Here is a 21,355-nt window from a genome sequence, read left to right as displayed (position 1 = left end):
TCCGCAAGAATTTACAATACAGCAGAGCTGGTGCTTTTGTAGACTTGCTCGCATCACATAAACCCGAAGTATCAGCTAGGTAAATTAATCATGTCTACTTTCAGTATTGGTACCAAGTTTCCTGCCGGCACAAGTCCCCAATCCCTCAGTGCCGAAAACTGTAATAACGATAACATCCCAGACTTAAACATCCCAGACTTAGGGATCGCCCCAACGGCTGTTTCCCTAAAGTCAATGACTCAGCTTTCCTCAAAAGCGATCGCATTTATCGATGCTGCCGTCCCCGACCCTCAAACCTTAATCGACGGCGTTATCCCTGAAACCGAAGTAATTCAATTAGAGTCAAACCGCAACGGCCTGGAACAAATTGCCGAAGCTTTGCAGGGAAGGAAATTTTCAGTAATTCACATTATTGCCCACGGGCAACCCGGTTGCGTGCAACTGGGGAACGTTGAATTGAGTTGGAAAAATTTGAGCGATCGCGCCAGTAATTTCGTGCAAGCAGTCCAAGGATGGGCGCGATCGCTGACAGCAAATGCCGAAATTATGATCTACGGCTGCAATGTTGGCCAAGGAAATATAGGCAAAGCATTTGTAAACAGCCTGAGTCAACTAACAGGGGCAAGTGTTGCTGCTTCTGAGAATCTGACAGGTTGTGCAGAAGGTGGCGGCGACTGGGAATTGGCAGTGACAGCGGGGACAATTAAAGCTGGCATTGCATTTGGGCCAGAAGCGATCGCAGCTTACGGCCACGTTCTCAATACGTTTAAACAAACACCTACTGGCTTGACAACAGGAAATCTCCCTACAGCTATTGTTAGCCAGGACTTGAACGGAGATGGTGTTCTCGATTTAGCCGTAGCTAACAGAAGTTCTGACAGTGTGTCGATCTTGTTGGGAACAGGTCAAGGTAATTTTGGAACTGCTACTAACTTGACCTTGGGGAGTGGAGGATCTCCCAGCGGTATTGTTGCGGGCAATTTTAATGGGGATACGCTTCCCGATTTAGCTGTATCGGTAGCAATTGGCGGCGATATAGGAGGAGGGGCTTATGTCTTTTTAGGAACAGGGCAAGGCAACTTTAGCAATCCTAACAACTTTGGCCCTGGGATCACTAAAGAGGCGATCGCTGCGGGAGATTTTAATCAAGACACCTTCGCTGACTTAGTTGTGGCAGAAGAGAACCAAGTTTCTATTGCTTTAGGCAATAATCAAGGAACTTTTGGTGAGTTTAACAATGTGGGGACTGCAATCAGCCCCTTAGCGATCGCGATCGGAGATTTTAACGGCGACAACAATCTCGATGTCGCTGCCACTAACGGGAATCCGGCTAACAGCGTTTCTATTTTTTTCGGTACGGGTCAAGGCACTTTTGGCAATCCAACCAACTTGAGTGTCGGCACAAGTCCCAGCGCGATCGCCGTTGGAGATTTTAACGCTGACGGCAGATCCGATCTGGCTGTAACCGCAGGCCAGAACGTATCAATTTTATCAGGGACAGGTCAAGGCACTTTTAGCAATCCTGCTAACTTTAATGTTGGGTCAGGTCCTAATGATATTGCAGTTGGTGATTTCAACGCTGACGGTCAACCGGATTTAGCTGTAGCGAACGCCGCTTCTAATAATGTTTCAATTTTAACTGGAACCGGTCAAGGAACCTTTAACGGGCCATTTAATTATAATACCGGGGGACTCACTCCGAGCGCGATCGCGGTTGGAGATTTTAACTCTGATACCAGACCAGATATTGCTGTCGCCAATACCAACAGTAACAGAGTTTCAATTCTGTTGAATGTGCTATTGAAAGCAAGTTTTGCTAATTCTGCCTACAGCAGCCTTGAAGGAGACGCAGATGCGACTGTTAATATTCCTGTGACACTCGAAGACGGTTTACGATTTACAGACTTGATTGTACCGATCGCAACTGTCTTGCCCGTTCCTCCTGCTACCTCACGAGCGACTCAAGATTCTGACTATGCTCTTTCTACTAATACTCTCACTTTTCCCGCAGGTAGCGGCAGTTTGACTCAAAATATAGCTGTCACTATCAAACCAGACAACCTTGCAGAAATAGATGAAGCAGTTGTCTTGAGTTTTGGTACGAGTCCGGGAGGAGGAGGGTTTGGAGGTACAATCTCTGAAACAACCCTAACAATTCCTGCTAACGATCCGATTATTTACACAGTTGGTGCTAGTGCTGGTACTGTTCCTGAAGGCAACGCCGGCACAAATCCACTGATATTTACTGTTAGTCGCAGTGGCGGTACTGATACAGCAGGGACTGTCGATTATGCAATTGGTGGCACTGCAACCAACGGCAGCGATTACAACAATATCGGCGGCACTTCGGGCGCAGCAAGTACGACTGGTCTGATTAATTTTGCCTCTGGCGAAACATCGAAAACTGTCACCCTCGATGTGTTGGGTGATGATAGCGTTGAACCAGACGAAACTATTACCGTCACTCTATCAAATCCCGTCACATTGCCTGATGGCGGTCTTCCCGGCGGCAGTTCGACAATTGGTACTGCTAGTGCGACAACTACTATTACTAATGACGACACTGCTGGAATTGCCGTCAATCCCGCTAGCGGATTAATTACAACAGAAGCAGGAGGAACAGCAACATTTACTGTCCAACTCAACTCTGAACCAACTGCTAACGTGACTGTTGGCTTAAGCAGTTCCAATGTTGCCGAGGGAACAGTTTCTACACCCTCGCTGACATTCACTCCCGCCAATTGGAGTGCGCCCCAAACAGTAACAGTAACAGGCGTTGACGACAATATTGCTGACGGCAATCAAACTTACAATATTGTCACCGCTGCGGCTGTTAGTACAGACAGCAATTACAGCAATTTCAGTGCTGCCGATGTCAGCATTACGAATAGCGACGACGAAACTGCAGGCATTACCGTTAATCCCACAGCAGGATTAACTACAACAGAAGCTGGAGGTACGGCAAATTTCAGTGTTGTCCTCAACACTCAACCTACGGCACCTGTTACGGTAGCTTTAAGCAGTTCCAATCCTGCGGAGGGAACAGTTTCTACTAATACCTTAAGTTTCACTCCCAATAACTGGAATCAGGCGCAGACGGTAACGGTGACAGGTGTTGGCGACAATATTGCTGACGGCGATATTGCTTACACTATTGTCACTGAGGCTGCTGTTAGTACAGACAGCAATTACAGCAATTTCAGTGCTGCCGATGTCAGCGTTACTAACAGCGACAGCGATACTGTCGGCGTTACCGTTAATCCCGCCAGTACCACAGCAGCAGAAGGCGGTGCAACGGGAATTTATACACTTCAGCTAAATTCGCAGCCAACAGCGCCGGTAACAGTCAGCTTTGACGGGGGGAATCAAATAAGTGCGATCGCCCCCATTAGTTTCGACGCTGCTAATTGGAATATTGCCCAAACTGTAACTGTGATTGCGACGGATGACACAGTTATAGAAGGTACTCACAGTGGCACAATCAATCACGCGGTAACAAGTAACGACGCGAAATATAGCGGAATTGCGAGCGCGCCTGTTACTGTCGCCATTACTGATAACGAAACTACGCCAACACCAACACCGCCAACACCAACACCGCCAACACCAACACCGCCAACACCACCGACACCAACACCAACACCGCCAACACCACCGACACCAACTCCGCCAACACCAACACCGCCAACACCAACACCGCCAACACCACCGACACCAACTCCGCCAACACCAACTCCAACACCAACTCCACCGACACCAACACCGCCAACACCAACACCGCCAACACCACCGACACCAACTCCGCCAACACCAACTCCAACACCAACTCCACCGACACCAACTCCACCAACTCCACCGACACCAACTCCACCAACACCAACACCAACACCAACTCCACCAACACCAACTCCACCAACACCGCCAACACCAACACCAACTCCACCAACACCAACTCCAACTCCACCAACGCCAACTCCACCAACGCCAACTCCACTACCGCCAGTAATCATGCCGCCGACGATACCTGCTGGCATTACTGTCGATCCGACATCAGGATTAGTCACCACAGAAGCGGGAGGTAAAGCAACATTTACAGTCAAACTAAATACTCCGCCAACTGCTGATGTCAGAATTGATTTAGAAAGTTCCAATCCAGCAGAAGGCATAGTTTCTCCACCCTCGCTGAACTTCAACTTTGCTAATTGGAATCAAACGCAAACGGTGACGGTAACTGGTGTTGATGACAAGGTTGTTGACGGTGATAAAACTTACAGCATTGTTACCAAACCTTCTGTCAGCAACGATCGCAATTATTCCGGTTTAAATGCAGCAGATGCGATCGTTACCAGCACGGATAATACTGCTGCTGGCAAACGCAATTCTTTATTGATTCCCCTAACACCGGGGCAAGTTGTCGCAGAACCAGACCTTGATGACCCTACTGTTAAACGCCAGCGGTTATCAAATGTAAATTTTGGTCTCATAGATGACCCGCAGCAGGATTTTGACGAGGGGCCGCTCAACATTAACTTATTTAACGATACATCTTTTGATGTAATCTTCGATCAGGTAACATCCTCATCCAATGGAGAAAGTTGGGTGCGTATCGGTCGTATTCAAGGTGCTTTAGATGACAGTGAAGTCATCTTAACTAATAGCAAAAAAGATGGCGTTGCGATCGGCAATATCAGGTACAAAGACAAATTTTACCAAATTCGCTACGCCGGTAACGGTCTGCACAGCATTCGAGAAATCGACCAAGCAGCTTTTCCCGACGTTCATCAAGACAGCGATGCAGTTCCCGTTCCCAGCGACAGTTTTGCTGACCTTCCAGACAGCAGCCCAGATTTGACCGGTGACGACCCCGCAGTAATAGATGTCATGGTCGTTTATACCGCAGCAGCCAAAGATGCTGAGGGAGGTACTGATGCCATGAATACCTTGATTGACCTGGCTGAATCTGAAACAAATTTAGGTTATGAAAACAGTGGCGTCAATCACCGGATACGGATAGTACACAGACAGGAAATAGACTACACAGAAAGTGGCAATGCCAGCACAGATTTAAACAGGCTTCGCAATACTTCCGATGGTTTTATAGACGAAGTTCACCAACTGCGGAATACCTATTCGGCCGACATGGTGAGCTTATTTGTTGATAGCTTAGACTACGGCGGTATAGGTTACTTAATGACAGATCCTAGCTATGGGTTTGCAAATTCAGCCTTTACTGTAGTCAAGAGGAATAATGCAGCAGGATCTTACACCTTTGCCCACGAACTAGGGCATAACCAAGGTGCTCATCATAATGAACAAAATGCAAGCAGTGCTGGCGCTTATCCCTATGCTTACGGCTATCGGGATACCACCGATCCAATCACTTTCCGCACCATCATGTCTTACCAGACCCGCCGTCCCGATCCTCCCATTACGCGGATCAATCGCTGGTCCAATCCCGATCGCACTTATCTCGGCGAACCCACAGGAACGAGTTCCACAGATAATGCTCGGACGCTGAATAATACTGCTATTTATGCTGCTAATTGGCGGCACTCAAACGATAATCTTGAGAATGCTAAAACTGTCACGGGTAGTTCTTTTTCCTCAACTGGTTTAAATGTCAACGGCACCAAACAAACAGGAGAATTAAACCATGCAGGTAACAGCGGCGGTAAATCTATTTGGTGGTCTTGGACAGCCCCAAGTTCTGGCGCGGTAACAGTTTCTACGGCCGGCAGTTCCTTCGATACTTTGTTGGGAGTTTACACTGGCGGTTCTGTTTCTAGTTTAACAACTGTTGCTAGCAATAATAACGACCCTGCTGGAGGTCAAACCAGTCGAGTCAATTTTACTGCTACTGCGGGTACGACTTACAAAATAGCAGTAGATGGCTTCGGCGGATCGTCAGGTTATATTAATCTGAATCTGAGTCCTGGTGTCAACCGCCCGCCTGTTTTAAACATTCCGTTCCGCGAACAAGGTTTGCGTTTGCAACCGGGTGCGAGTCCTCAATTGCAGTTTACTTTTCAAAACAACACTTTCACTGACCCCGATCCGGGCGATACGCTGACTTACACTGCTGATTGGTATGAAAATGTCACCAATTTCGAGTGGCGAAATGTCAGCGGCGGACGATCGCCAATCCCGACAAGTTGGAGTCGCATTAGCCCCTTACCAACTGGCATGACTTTCGATCCTGCCAGTCGCACTTTCAGGGTTGATGATAGCTTGCAGCGCCATCGCAACTACTGGATTCGAGTAACAGCAAGGGATGCTGCTGGTGCATCGGATATAGCATTCTTCGATCTTTATAATCGAGGTCGAGGTTCTGTTATTGACGGCTACATCGCTGGGGCTACAGTTTTCTTAGACGCTAACAAAAATGGCGAACTTGATGCTAGCGAACCCTCTGCAACAACTGGCCCAAAAGGTGAATACGAACTCGATATTTCCTTGGAAAATTTTGACAAAAATCGCAACGGCGAACTCGATCCGGAAGAAGGCAATATTGTGGCTTTTGGTGGCATTGATACGGCAACTGGTTTGCCTTTGGAAACGCCTGTCACTGCCCCGCCTTACGCTACAGTTGTCACCCTGTTAACCAGTTTAGTAGCGGATTTAATTGACAAAGGAATTGACAGCGATCGCGCCGAATCTCTCGTCAAATCTTCTCTTTCCATTCCCGCTAATGTTGACATCACTGACTTAGATCCGATCGCAGCTACCGAAAACGCGATCGCGGGTGGAGTAGAAACTTTGACTGCAATGGTCAAGGTACAAAACGTCATTACCCAAACTGCTGCTTTAATAGACGGTGGGTCGATTCTGGATAATACCGACACCGTAAAAGCAGTTGTAAGTGCGATCGTTCAACAAATTCAATCGGGGACAACTCTCAATCTGGGCGATGCCAACCAGTTAGCAACAATTGTCGATCGCGCCGCCACAGCAGCGCAACAATTTGACTCGGATTTAAACACTCAGCAATTGTTGCAAATTGCCCCCGATGCAGCTAAGGTAATGGCCGAAGCAAATCAGCGCATTGACCAAGTTGTATCCAACACTGCAACAGCTTCAATTAACCGAGAAGTTGCCCGCGTGCAAAAAGTAGCCCTAGGCGCAACCTCTGAAGACTTAAAAGCAGTCGGTACAGGTACGAAATCGATCGCCCAAGTTATTGCCGAAAATACTGGTACTGCGTTAGATACCACAATTCAACAAACGACATTGCCCGATACACCTGCCGTTGCGGTGATTGAAGGAGAAATAGATGCGATCGCAGCCAACTCCAATCTCATCGGCACTGACGGCGACGACAGCCTCTCCGGCGACAGTGGCAGCGATACAATGGCCGGCAAACGCGGCAATGATACTCTCAGCGGTTTGGGTGGCAACGACTGGATACAGGGCAATCAAGGCAATGATTCCCTCGACGGTAGCGACGGCGATGACACTGTTTACGGCGGCAAAGAAAGCGATAATTTGTTCGGCAATAATGGGGAAGATATCCTATTTGGAAATCGCGGTCAAGATAGCTTGAGTGGAGGTGAAGGCAATGACAGTCTTTACGGCGGTCAAGCTAGCGATATTCTCCTCGGCGGTAACGGATCTGATTTTCTCAGCGGTGAAAACGGCGATGACAGTTTGATAGGAGGAAATGGGAGCGATCGCTTCTTAATTTCAGCCAATTCTGGCAGCGATATCATTGTTGATTTTGAAGCCGGCATCGACTTCCTCGTACTTGCCGACAATTTAACCTTCTCGCAACTTTCTATTATCCCTAGCAACACTGCAACTTTAATCAGCTTGACAGAAACTGGTAAAATTTTAGCTGCTATCAATGGCGTGACAGCTAACCAAATTAGCCTCGCTGATTTCAGTTAAAACATTAGGGACACAGGATTTGCCTGTGTCCCTGAAATTCGTTTTCTAGTAAGACTTGAGTTTTTTATTACAGATTTGGGTCAATCAAGATTTGCATTCCTTACTACAAAATGTCAATCAGAACTAAAGTCCTTACAAAATCCAAAATTCACAATTTGAAATTGCGGGGAGGGTAAAAATCTAAAATCTAAAATCTAAAATCTAAAATTGAGTGACTGTACTTGTGAAATAGTTTTCAGGAGGACAAATTTATGGTAGTTATATGCGGGGACAATCTCGATAATTTGCTAGCCGGTGAAATTGGCGATGATTCCCTGTGCGGGCTGGGAGGGAATGATACTCTATCTGGTTTGGATGGTAATGACACTTTAGATGGCGGAGTAGGAAATGATAGTCTCGCAGGTGGAATCGGTAGCGATCGCCTTTTGGGCTACTTTGGTAACGACAGTCTCAGCGGTGGCGAAGGCGATGACAAAATTGAAGGAGGTGCCGGGAATGATATTCTTGAGGGTGGCGAAGGCGCGGATTTAATCAGAGGAGAAGACAATAATGATAGTATCTTGGGAGGGGCTGGCAATGACTGTCTTAATGGCGGTCAAGGCAATGATACGGCGATCGGAGGAGATGGAGACGATCGCTTGTTTGGTGGCAGCAACAACGACTTGTTAATTGGTGGCAAAGGTAACGATCGCCTGTTGGGAGACAGTGGGAACGACACTTTAAGAGGTGACTTAGATAATGACTACCTTAACGGCAATGCAGGAGACGATTTGCTTGAGGGAAATGAAGGCAACGACACCCTGATTGGCGGGCCGGGTAATGACACATTATTGGGTTACGGCTTTTCCTCAACAGTAGCACAAATTGATTATTTGATCGGGCAAAATGGAGCCGACTTATTTGTTCTCGGTTCGTCAAATGCCCGCCCTTACCTATTCTATAGTGGTGACAATGCCTATGCTGTTATTGAGGATTTTAACCGGGTCGAAGGCGACAAAATCCAAGTCGTTGGCTTCGTACAAGATGGTGACGGTTCTCGCTTCTTCTCTTACCGATTTGAATCTTATGATGACGGTATGACACGGGGAACTCGGATATTTGTCGGATCGGATTTAATCGCCGACGTTAAAAATGTTACAGATGTGAGTCTATCAGATTGCACGATCGTTTCGACTGGGTTTACACCGCCATCGCGAGACTTTCCATCCTTCCCGTCTCTTCCTGAAATTCCCTTCCCGATACCGCCGCGTCCCACTCCTTTCTCGCCAATACTGCCAGTTTTTGTGGAAAGTTTGCTTTCTTTTCAATTGTGATAGGACTTTACGGATGGGGGCAATCACCGGCTTTTTTTACGGAAATACGCAGGTTGCCGCCAGCAGATTTTGTTAGTAAAGACTGCAGTCCTTACTACAAAACAAGATTCGGTTGGACTGTCGAACCGGCTCGGGCTACTCGATCGACCATGAGGGCGTTTGGGGCCAAAAGGTAAAGTTTTACGATCGAGATGAAATTTGGCCTCTCCCGGCAAACCGGTTTCCGGCTCGGACTGCTTTCTGTAGCTCAGTCCTACCCGCATAGTAGCTTGGGCGGATGTTGAGATTCCGAAAAAAGCCTTTTAAGTGTCCAAAAAGCGATCGCCTGCGTGAAAATTGCACGGCAATTATGTTACATTTTTTATCACAGTCTGGAATTCGATCGGGCAACGCCAGCGAGTAGGGACAAGCCACCGCTTAGTTTCCCAGGGCTTGCAGGCGATCGCACAATAGAGTTCCTTTCGTCAGCTCCAAATTAAAAAAATAGCCTCAGGCATTTGCTAGTAAAAGCAAGCTGCTCGGCGCGGGGCGACAAAAAACCTTGTGGCTGCTGCCCTGAACCTCAACCACAGCAATATTCTTTTAGGAATTCTGGCTCCATGTTTTCTAAACAAATCACCGACTCAAAAACCTACCAGTGGTTTGAGGAACGCCTGGAAATTCAGGCGCTCGCCGATGACATCACTACAAAGTATGTACCCCCCCACGTCAATATTTTCTACTGCTTGGGCGGAATTACTTTAGTTTGCTTTCTGATCCAGTTTGCCACCGGCTTCGCCATGACTTTCTATTACCGTCCGACGGTAGCAGAAGCTTTTTCTTCAGTGCAATACCTGATGAATGAAGTCAACTTCGGCTGGCTGATCCGCTCCATCCACCGCTGGTCTGCCAGCATGATGGTACTGATGATGATTTTGCACACCTTCCGGGTTTACCTGACCGGCGGCTTCAAAAAGCCCCGCGAGTTAACCTGGGTGACAGGAGTAATCTTGGCAGTCATCACTGTTTCTTTCGGCGTGACCGGCTATTCGCTGCCTTGGGATCAAATTGGTTACTGGGCAGTTAAAATCGTTTCCGGCGTCCCCGAAGCTATCCCGTTTGTCGGCTCTTTGATGGTTGAACTGCTGCGCGGCGGTGTCAGCGTCGGTCAAGGCACTTTGACTCGCTACTATAGCTTGCACACGTTTGTGTTGCCTTGGCTGATTGTAGTCTTCATGCTGGCTCACTTCTTGATGATTCGCAAGCAAGGTATCTCTGGCCCGTTGTAAATTTTGAGTTGTGGGGGCGGTATTCTTTTGCCCCCCCCACTGAATTGTGAGTTGAAAATTCCGAATTCATCAAAAAATTGGGCACGAAACCCCGTCCTTCTAGGACGGCTTTGTATTAGCATCTAGATGGTCACTGACCCACTGTCCGTCGATGGATTCAGACAGCTCGGGCGGGCGAAGTCCAGTTTGACTGGCGGCGCAGACAAATCGGTAGACCGGGAAAAGAGGATAGGGCAATGGCAAACATCCCTAGAATCAAAACAATACATAAGAATTCCTTTTGGGGTTTTCGACACATAAGAACCGCAGGGCTTGCGGGGATAGTCTGTGGAGCGAACGTAAGACCAATACTCCTTGAGGGTGGAGGCAGTTGCAAAGAAGCAGAAACCTAAATTGTGAGGTTTAGGAATCACCGCACCTGATAGTCGGTGAGGATGTCAAGATATTTATTTACGGCCAATACTTCCTGGGATCGCCCCGCTGATTGAGACTAACGAATACAGCGGAATGGCAGGCCCGGGTAAAACTAAAAGGAGAACACTCTCACTATGTCTATTATCAAAAAACCTGATTTGAGCGATCCCGCGCTCCGCGCTAAGCTCGCTAAGGGCATGGGTCACAACTATTACGGCGAACCAGCTTGGCCTAATGACTTGCTCTACGTTTTCCCTATAGTGATCATGGGAACGATTTCTCTGTGCGTGGGCTTGGCCGTACTAGACCCGGCTTTGGTTGGAGAACCGGCTAATCCTTTTGCTACTCCGCTGGAAATTCTGCCGGAATGGTATTTGTGGCCTGTGTTTCAACTCCTGCGCGTTTTGCCTAACAAATTGTTGGGTATTGCTTGCATGGCTGGTGTTCCCGTTGGCTTGATTTTGATTCCGTTCATCGAGAGCGTTAACAAGTTTCAAAATCCGTTCCGCCGCCCTGTTGCTACTACTGTTTTCCTCTTGGGAACTGCGTTCACTCTGTGGTTGGGTATTGGTGCTATTTTCCCGATCGACAAATCTTTCACACTGGGTCTTTTCTAAGATTTAAGTTTGCTTGATTTTGACGCCTGCGGCTTTCCTGTAAAGTGCTTTTGTACTGGTGGGAAACTTTAGCGGGCGTCAATTGATTTTAGATTTTAGATTTTAGATTTTAGATTTTAGATTTTAGATTTTGGATTGGTGATTTTGGATGTTAGATGTTAGATTTTTGATTTTTGATTTTTGATTTATCGCTTTAAAAGTTAATAATTATCAGTAATTAATTGTAGGCGCAACGGCTGGTATAAAAGTGCCGATGCTCGATCGACTCTAAACCGCCCTAGAGTCAAACTCCATTAATTTTTATTGCGGAACCTTGACAAACAGAGCTAGAATATGTCAAAGGCTGGGTATCTTTTGTATAACTGCGGGAACTTCAGAGCTCTAGAATAACAGCAACTGCCCCAGGTGCAAGCTATGTCCTCAGAGAAAGCCTTAATTCTTGATTTTGCCCAGCCAGACGCGATGAAATCGATTCTCCCGAGTCCCTCAATCCTGTCGAGTCACGGCACAAAATGGGAGGGAATTCACGTCGAATATCACCGTCAGCCAGCAGACGAAACTCCCGAACACTGTTTCCAACAACACAACATTGGGCTGATACTCAATTCAGTTACAGTAAACGGAATACTCAACGGGAAACACTACGGTAGCGAACCGTGGCAAAGAGGAGAGATTTTCATTGGTGGTGCTGGTACTGATTTCCAGTCAGGTGCAGTCGAAGATCCTGAATTTGTCGCGATCGCGATCGACCCTACCGACTTCGACAATACAGTTGGCGAATCGACCAATTCAAACCTCATTGAAATTATACCGCACTGGAAAATCAGCGATCCTTTGATTCTCGGCATTGGCTGGGCCCTCAAAACCGAACTCGAATCAGGTGGATTAAACGGTACTCTTTATGTCGATGCACTGAAAAACGCGCTTTCAATGCACATACTTCACCGCTATTGTGCACAAAAACCGCATAGGCGAGATTTTGAAGGCGGTCTCGATCCTGTCAAATTGCAGATTGTTATTAACTACATAAATGACTACCTAAACCGAGATTTGCACATAGCTGAACTGGCTAACTTAGTGCAGATTAGTCCTTATTATTTCAGTCGTTTGTTCAAACAATCAATTGGAGTCACGCCCCATCTATACGTCACCAATTGCCGGATTGAGAAAGCCAAACAGTTGTTGAAAAGGCAAGATTTATCAATAACATATATCTCGGAGCAAGTCGGGTTTCACGACCAAAGTCACTTTAGCAAGACTTTCTGCAAAATCGTCGGTTTGACTCCTAAGAAATATCGCGCTCAACTTTAACAGCGATTTGTCGTTGGGTGGGGGCAGGTTTATGAGATTGTCGGTTTTAGGCAATTATTGTCGGTGAGGGGAGCCCCTACAGGAATTATATCTATTTGACCGGACATGATATTAATCCTGTAGGGGCGGGTTCACCAATATCTCTAATAGAAACGAGAAAGCCTGTAAACCCGCCCCGACCTTTAATCGCGGTCGATCGACCCGACACGATCAGAATCTGGTTGGAAATGCAGAAAACCAGCTACAAAAACCGAGTCCGTAGCCCCTGTAACAATTTTTAATCGACAATCCGAGAAATTTCGCAAGAAAATTGTATTTTTCGTAAATTTTTCGCAAGAATGTACTATACAGCAGAGCTGGTACTTGTATATACTTACTCGCATAACATGAACCAGGGGTACCAGCTATGAGCTCTCAAAATCAACAGGCATCTTACGGTCAAATTCCCTTAAGTTTTATTGCAAATGCTGGACAAACTGACCCTCATGTGAAATTCCAGGTCAAAGGTGCCGGTCACAGTATCTATTTCACTCCAAACGAAATCACCTTTACCGCTTTCCAGCAACCCAATGAACCGGGAAACCAAGCCACAAATTCTGCAATTGTCCGCAGCAGCTTAGCCAACAGCAACCCGAATCCCACAATTTCCGGGTTGGAACAATTGCCGGGAGTTGCTAACTTTATTTTAGGCGAAGATTCCAGTCAATGGCACACAGACGTTCCTACTTTTAACGGCGTTGTTTATCAAAACGTCTATCAAGGAATTGACCGCGTTTTCAAAGGCACTGAAGGACAACTTAAAAGCGAGTTTTTGGTTGCACCTTTTGCCGATCCGAGTCAAATTAAGATGAACTATAGCGGTGTTAACGACATCCGCTTGCGTGAGGATGGAGCACTGATATTAGAGACACCGCTGGGCGAATTAATTGATAACGCACCGATAGTTTATCAAGATATCAACGGACAGCGGGTGAATGTTCCCGCAGCTTACAATTTATTAGGAAACGGTCAAGTTAATTTTAGTTTGGGATATTTTGACCCCACTCAACCCCTAGTTATTGACCCGGTTTTAGCTTACTCGACTTACTTAGGCGGCAGCGGCGATGGCATAAGCGGCAACGGCAATGACTACGCCAACCGCATGACTGTAGATAGTACAGGTGCGGCTTACATTATTGGCACTACTTTTAACAATTTTACGACTACTCCCGGTGCGTACCAAACTACGCCAGCAGGTAACGCTGATTTCTTAGTTACCAAAATTAACCCCGAAGGAACTGCCTTAGTTTACTCTACTTATATCGGCGGTATTGGCAATGAATACGGTTTTGGGATTGCGGTAGACAGTCAAGGCAATGCTTATTTAACCGGACAAATCGATCCGGGTTATCCAATTACACCGGGTGCTTTTCAACCGACAACACCTAATTACACTGCTGGGGTAACAAAACTCAATGCAGCCGGCAATGCGTTAGTTTATTCTACCTTTTTAGGCACGAGCACCAGTGGCGCCCTAGGCAACGGCATTGCGGTAGACAGTAACGGTAATGCTTATGTTACCGGGATCACAGGCGATGGTTTCCCCACTGCCAATGCCTCCCAACCTCAAATTGGAGGCAACATTGATGCGTTTATTACTAAAGTTAATCCCGCAGGTAGTGCTTTAGTTTATTCTACTTATTTGGGGGGTTCTGGTCGCGAAGACGCTCAAGCCATTGCAATAGACAATAATGGTAATGCCTACATTACTGGCATTACTTCTTCGACTAACTTCCCGGCGGAATATTATGGAGGCAGTGAATTCCCCAATGCTACTTTTCAAAGTAAAATTGGAGGCGGTGCAGATGCCTTTGTCGCTAAATTTAACGCGAATGGTGCACGTGCTTATTCCACCTATTTAGGTGGTAGTGGCGATGAAAAAGGTGCTGATATCGCTGTAGATAGTGCTGGAAGTGCCTATGTTGTAGGAAGTACCACTTCAACTAATTTTCTTACCGCTAGTCCAATTCAAGCTGCTAGTGCAGGTGGTGCTAATGATGCTTTTGTCAGCAAGCTGAGTCCTAACGGTAGTTCTTTGATTTATTCAACTTATTTGGGCGGCAGCGGAGATGACAAAGGCCATCGCATTATTGTTGACAGTGCAAATAATGCTTATGTTACCGGGGATACGACTTCGACTAATTTCCCGACTAAGAATGCTATTCAAAGTGTTAGCGGCGGCGGGAAAGATGCTTTTGTCACAAAAATCAATGCGTCGGGTTCTGCCTTAGTTGATTCTACTTATCTTGGCGGCAGCGGCGACGACAACGGTAGTGGTATTGCGGTGGATGCTTCTGGTGCAGTTTATGTGGCGGGATCTACTACGTCTACTAATTTGCCTACTGCGAATCCTTTGCAAGCGGCGAATGGGGGAGGTGCTTCTGATGCTTTTATTACTAAAATAATTCCTGGCGGGCCGCAGGTAAAGATTGTTGAGTCGGGCGGCAGCACTAATGTAGCAGAAAGCGGGACGACTGATACTTATACAGTTGTGCTCACTAATCAGCCTACTGCAAATGTGGCGATCGCACTTAATACCGACACTCAAATTCAACCGATTGCTGGCATTAGTTTCACTCCAACTAACTGGTTTGTACCGCAAACAGTGACAGTCAGTGCAGTTGATGATGCAGTAGCAGAAACTTCGCCACACAGCGGCCCGATTACTCACACTGCTATCAGTACCGATGCTAATTATAACGGGACTACTGCAAGTTTTACAGTTAATGGCACTGCTGGCAATACCGTCAATGCTAATATTACTGATAATGACACCGCAGGCGTTAGTATTACTCCGACTAACACGACTGCGACGGAAGCCGGTGCAAACGGAAGTTATAGCGTTAAATTAAATACTCAACCGATCGCACCTGTTACGATTAACTTGGCTACAGGCAGTGAAATTCAACCAATTACCGCACTTACTTTTACCGCTACTAATTGGAATGTCGCTCAAACTGTTGCGGTGAAAGCAGTTGACGACAATTTAGTTGAAGGAAATCATGCAGGTGCGATCGCCCATACTGCCACCAGTACCGATACTAACTATAACAGCATCACAATTTCCCCTGTTAATGTCGCCATTACTGATAACGACACCGCAGGCGTTAGTATTACTCCGACTAACACGACTGCGACGGAAGGCGGTGCAACTGGAACTTATAGCGTTAAATTAAATACCCAACCCATCGCACCTGTTACGATTAACTTAGCTACAGGCAGTGAAATTCAACCAATTACCGCACTTACTTTTACCGCTACTAATTGGAATGTCGCTCAAACTGTTGCGGTGGCTGCTGTGGACGACAATGCAGTTGAAGGAAATCATGCAGGTGCGATCGCCCATACAGCTACCAGTACCGATACTAACTATAACAGCATCACAATTCCGGCTGTTAGCGTCGCCATTACCGACAACGACACTGCCGATTTCAGCATTGCACCTACGAACATAACTGCTACAGAAGGTGGCGCAAATGGCAGTTACAAAATCGAGCTAACTTCGCAACCGAAGGCACCGGTTACTATCAGTTTCAATACTGACAATCAACTTAATCCGATCGCCACACCTATTACTTTTGACAGCACTAACTGGAACGTTGCTCAAACTGTCACTGTTACTGCGATCGACGACAATCTAGCACAAGGAACCCACAGTGGCACGATTGCTCACACAGCTACGAGTACCGATGCAAATTATAATGCGAAAGTCATTCCCAATGTGACAGCATCGATTACAGATAACGATAGTCCCGGTATTTCTCTTGTCCAATCAGGAGGCGGGACAGCTATTGCTGAAGGCGGTGCAACGGATAGCTACGGCGTAATTCTGACTACCGCACCTACTGCAAACGTCACGATAAATTTTGACACTGGCAATCAAATTAATGCGATCGCACCTGTCACTTTCACCCCGAATAATTGGAATGTGGCGCAAAATGTCACTGTTACGGCGATCGATGACAGCATAGCGCAAGGAGCCCGCAGCGGCACGATCGCTCACACATCTGTCAGTACAGATACTAATTATAACAACCTGACGATTTCTCCTGTGACAGCCACGATTGCTGACAACGACACTACAGGTGTGAGTATTTCACAACAGAGCACAACTGCTACAGAAGGCGGTGCCACAGGCAGTTATACACTCAAGTTAAATTCGCAGCCAACTGCACCAGTTACTATCAGTTTTGATGGGGGAAATCAAATAAATGCGATGGGTGCAATTACCTTCGACGCTACCAACTGGAATGTTGCCAAACCAGTCACAGTAACAGCTACAGACGATGCGGCTGTGGAAGGAAATCATGCGGGGGCGATCGGGCATACTTTTACCAGTACCGATGTTAAATATAACAGCATCACAATTTCCCCTGTTAATGTCGCCATTACTGATAACGACACTGCCCCAACCCCAACCCCAACACCTCCACCTCCAACCCCAACACCTCCAACCCCAACACCTCCAACCCCAACACCTCCAACCCCAACACCTCCAACCCCAACACCTCCAACTCCAACACCTCCAACTCCAACACCTCCAACTCCAACACCTCCAACTCCAACACCTCCAACTCCAACACCTCCAACCCCAACACCTCCAACTCCAACACCTCCAACTCCAACACCTCCAATACCTCCAACACCTCCAATACCTCCAACACCTCCAACCCCAACCCCAACACCAACACCTCCAACACCAACCCCAACACCTGCTGGAATTACCGTTAATCCTGTAAGTGGATTAATCACCACAGAATCAGGGGGAACAGCAACATTTGATGTCACACTCAACAGCCAACCTACTGCTGATGTCAAAATAGATTTAGAAAGTTCCAATACAGCAGAAGGAACAGTTTTACCTGTATCGCTGACTTTCAATCCGGGTAACTGGAATGCAGCGCAAACGGTGACGGTAACAGGTGTTAACGACAATGTTGCTGACGGCAATAAACCTTACACGATTGTTACTGCCCCTGCTGTTAGTACGGACAACAATTATAGCGGCTTAAATGCAGCCGATGTCGCTGTTACCAATAATATCCCAGCCAGAGACTTAGCTGAAAACACTGCAAGTACAGCCAAGGAAATCAATGCAGCTTCTAGTTTCAGAAATTACCCCGATGCAGTCAGCACTAACGATCCCGATTACTACGAATTCACTTTAGGTGCTCAAAATGACTTCAATTTGTCAGTCAACGGAGTCAATCAAGATGTCAAAATAGAATTGCTTGACAGCAGTCAAAATGTCATTTCAACTGCACAAGATTCTGGCATTGCATCAAAGTCAATTAACCGCGTTTTGGAACACGGCACTTACAAGGTGCGAGTTTCTTCAGTTAATAGTGTAGAAACTCCCTACAATTTAAACTTGTCTGTTATACCTCGTCTTCAAGGTGTCACAACCACAGGATATGAAGGCCCGGCCTTCACAGCTTCGCAGCCAGTTGCAAGTCCCCAAAACAATTCTGGAAGCAGCAACAATCTAATCAATAACAATCTATCAAGTACCCGGTTCGAGAACTCTTTCATATCTTCAGTGCTTTCTAGTCGTATTGGTGGCAACAACAATGACCTAGAATATTTTGGTAGTTTTGACGCCAGCGGCAACGACCCCTATCCCGAGCATAAGCGCGATGCAAGTGTATCCAGTAAACTGATCAATCTGGATAAATTCCGCGCCGCACCGCGTTTTTCCGGTATTGACGGCAGCGGTTTCTCTGTAGCGATATTAGATACTGGCATCAACTTAGATCACCAATTCTTTGGCCCTGATACTGACTCTAACGGCATCGCCGATCGCATCGTTTATAACTACGATTTTGCCGACGGCGACGCAGATGCAAGCGACCAAGACGGACATGGATCGAACATTGCTAGCATTATTGCCTCCCAAGACCCAACCTATACAGGGATGGCACCTGGGGCTAATATTATCGACCTCAAGGTGAGAAAGGATCCTCCAGCTAATGTAGGAGACGAAATTAATAAGTTTCCGTTTGTAGAACAAGCTTTGCAGTGGGTATTGGAAAATGCAGACGCTCAAAACATTGCCAGCGTTAATATGGCATTCGGCAGCGGTGAAAGTTATTCCAGCGCTATTTCACTCTACGGAATTGGAGATGAACTGGCAGCATTGGCTGCAAAGAATATCATTGTTGTCTCTTCATCAGGAAACCGTTACTACGAGTACCAGAATAATCCAGGTGTCAACTACCCTTCAGCCGATCCCAATTCCCTATCTGTCAGCGCGGTATATAACTCCAACATTGGTAGTTTTCAGTATGGAAATTATTTTGGCGATGCGATCGCAAATACCACTGCTGCCGATCGCATAGCTCCATTTTCTCAGCGTAACGGGGCATTAACCACAGTGTTTGCTCCGGGGGCACCCATCACCGGGGCTGGGGCTGGCCTACCTGGCGAGTTCACAACCCCCTCTGGCGCTCCCATAAACATTTATCACGGTAGCAGTCAAGCTACAGCCCACATTGGGGGCATTGCAGTGTTAGCCCAACAGTTAGCACAGCAAGAATTAGGCCGCCGACTGACACCAACCGAGTTCGCCAATCTTTTGAAAGCAACCGGTGTCACTATCAATGACGGCGACGACGAAGACGACAATGTTACCTATACCAATTTTGATTACAAGCGCGTCGATGTGATGGCTTTGGCCCAAGCTATTATCGGCAATCGCCCCCCACAAGAGAAAATTCACCTGGGCTCCCGGTACACTGCTCTCAATGTAGACGTTCCTAACGTCTACACGGACCCGGATGGCGACCTACTCACCTACACGCTAACCCAGACTGACGACAGCTCATTACAGAGCAATCCGAACAGCAGTTGGCTTGGATTGTCGTTTAACTCTGCCGCAAACACCATCCAGTTCACCGGAACTCCCCCAAGCAACTGGGGAAACTTCTACGCTAAGTTAACAGCAACAGACCCTGATGGTGCGTGTGCCAGCCAGATCATCCACATAGTGAACAGAGGAGATGGCTGGGTCATCGACGGTTACATTTCTGGGGCGACAGTCTTCCTAGATGCCAACAAAAACGGCATCAAAGATACCAACGAACCATCCACCATTACCGATGCAAGCGGTAAATATAATCTCAATATTGCCTTCGAGACTTTCGACACCAACAAAAACGGAGAAATCGACCCATCAGAAGGTAATTTAGTTGCTACTGGAGGTACTGACACCGCCACTGGCTTGCCCCTAGAAACGCCAGTCACCGCACCACCAGATTCTACTGTTGTCACCCTCTTAACCAGCTTAGTCGCCGACTTAATCGATAAAGGAGTTGCACCCGAAGCAGCACAATCTCTGGTCAAATCTGCTCTGGCGATTCCCGCTGAATTTGACCTGACTAGCTTCGACCCCATAGAAGCCACCAACAACAATGTACCGGGCGGTGTCCAAGTCTTAGCAGAAATGGTGAAAGTCCAAAACTTCATCACTCAAACTAGCGCTTTGATCGACGGTGCTTCCAGCGCAGCCAATACCGATATTGTCAAGGCTGTTGTCAGTGCAATTACGACTTCAATTCAATCGGGTACAGTTTTAAACCTGAGTTCTTCAGCAGCTTTAGAACCAATAATTCAGCAAGCAACAACTCAAATTCAGCAAATTGACTCGAATTTCAACAGTCAACAAGTCACCCAAATTATCTCGCAAGTTGCGACTGTAATGGCAACAGCCAATCAGCGCATTGATGCCGCTGTCTCCAACCCAACAGGAACATCCATTCCTGAAGCAGTAGCCCGCGTCCAACAAGTAACTTTGGGCGCAACAACTCAAGACTTCAAAGCAGTCGGTGCGGGAACTAAGACAATTTCCCAGGTAGTTACTGAGAATACTGGTGCTGCTTTAGATACCAAAATTCAAGCTGTGATATTACCTGCTGGGATTGCGACTCCTGTTGTCACCGGCGATGCAGATTTGGGCAGCAATTCCCCCGATCGAATTCTCGGTACGAATGGCGACGATATCCTGACTGGCGACAGCGCGAATAATGTTTTGATGGGCATGAGGGGCAATGATTCCCTCGACGGCGGGGTGGGGAATGACACTCTTTTCGGCGGCAAGGCGAACGATACTTTACTCGGAAGTAGCGGTGATGATGCCTTGTTTGGCAATCGCGGTGCTGACATTTTGAACGGCGACGATGGCAGCGATATTCTGCTGGGAGGTAACGGTGATGATTTGCTGACTGGCGGCTTGGGAAGTGATAGTTTGACGGGAGGTGATGGCAATGATAAATTCTTGCTATCTAGCAATTCTGGTATCGATATTATCTTGGATTTTGAAGATGGTAAAGATTTGCTTTCTCTAGGCAACAATCTTACTTTCTCCCAACTGTCCTTTACTCAAGAAAACAGTACAACTTTCATCCGTTCCTCAGTAAACGGAGAAATTTTAGCTGCTCTCAATGGGGTGAGTGCCAGTCTCATTAATGTCGCAGATTTTGGCTCTATCTAATAGCAAGGAGTCGCACATAAC

The 21,355-nt window shown here is 47.0% G+C and carries 6 protein-coding genes; all 6 read left to right on the top strand.

Translation table 11 applies throughout. The features are described from left to right. Positions 1-90: 90 nt before the first annotated feature. A complete protein-coding gene (locus tag QUB10_RS21260; protein WP_333205289.1) occupies positions 91-7,884 on the top strand; it encodes a DUF4347 domain-containing protein in 7,794 nt (2,597 codons plus the stop codon). Between the two features lie 251 nt (positions 7,885-8,135). Next, a complete protein-coding gene (locus QUB10_RS21255; protein ID WP_333205288.1) occupies positions 8,136-9,197 on the top strand; it encodes a calcium-binding protein in 1,062 nt (353 codons plus the stop codon). Between the two features lie 599 nt (positions 9,198-9,796). Then, positions 9,797-10,465: a cytochrome b6 gene (gene petB, locus QUB10_RS21250; protein ID WP_172190423.1), complete on the top strand. Its 669-nt coding sequence runs from the start codon at positions 9,797-9,799 to the stop codon at positions 10,463-10,465. Between the two features lie 548 nt (positions 10,466-11,013). Further along, a complete protein-coding gene (petD, locus tag QUB10_RS21245) occupies positions 11,014-11,496 on the top strand; it encodes a cytochrome b6-f complex subunit IV (protein ID WP_333205287.1) in 483 nt (160 codons plus the stop codon). 414 nt (positions 11,497-11,910) lie between these two features. Then, the gene (locus QUB10_RS21240) at positions 11,911-12,807 is read left to right on the top strand and encodes an AraC family transcriptional regulator (RefSeq protein WP_333205286.1); all 897 of its coding nucleotides are present in this window, start codon (positions 11,911-11,913) and stop codon (positions 12,805-12,807) included. A gap of 406 nt (positions 12,808-13,213) precedes the next feature. After that, positions 13,214-21,334: a DUF7948 domain-containing protein gene (locus tag QUB10_RS21235; protein WP_333205285.1), complete on the top strand. Its 8,121-nt coding sequence runs from the start codon at positions 13,214-13,216 to the stop codon at positions 21,332-21,334. The last annotated feature ends 21 nt before the right edge of the window (positions 21,335-21,355 follow it).

This window comes from Microcoleus sp. B5-D4, from assembly GCF_036705145.1.
Classification (GTDB): Bacteria; Cyanobacteriota; Cyanobacteriia; order Cyanobacteriales; family Microcoleaceae; genus Microcoleus.
The sequence above is the reverse complement of the archived record's forward strand: the minus strand, read 5'-3'. Positions and strand labels throughout refer to the sequence as shown.

Excerpts from the sequence above, each read along its gene's own strand:
- QUB10_RS21260 (WP_333205289.1), top strand. The coding sequence starts at position 91 with ATGTCTACTTTCAGTATTGGTACCAAGTTTCCTGCCGGCACAAGTCCC.
- QUB10_RS21255 (WP_333205288.1), top strand. The coding sequence starts at position 8,136 with ATGGTAGTTATATGCGGGGACAATCTCGATAATTTGCTAGCCGGTGAA.
- petB (WP_172190423.1), top strand. The coding sequence starts at position 9,797 with ATGTTTTCTAAACAAATCACCGACTCAAAAACCTACCAGTGGTTTGAG.
- petD (WP_333205287.1), top strand. The coding sequence starts at position 11,014 with ATGTCTATTATCAAAAAACCTGATTTGAGCGATCCCGCGCTCCGCGCT.
- QUB10_RS21240 (WP_333205286.1), top strand. The coding sequence starts at position 11,911 with ATGTCCTCAGAGAAAGCCTTAATTCTTGATTTTGCCCAGCCAGACGCG.
- QUB10_RS21235 (WP_333205285.1), top strand. The coding sequence starts at position 13,214 with ATGAGCTCTCAAAATCAACAGGCATCTTACGGTCAAATTCCCTTAAGT.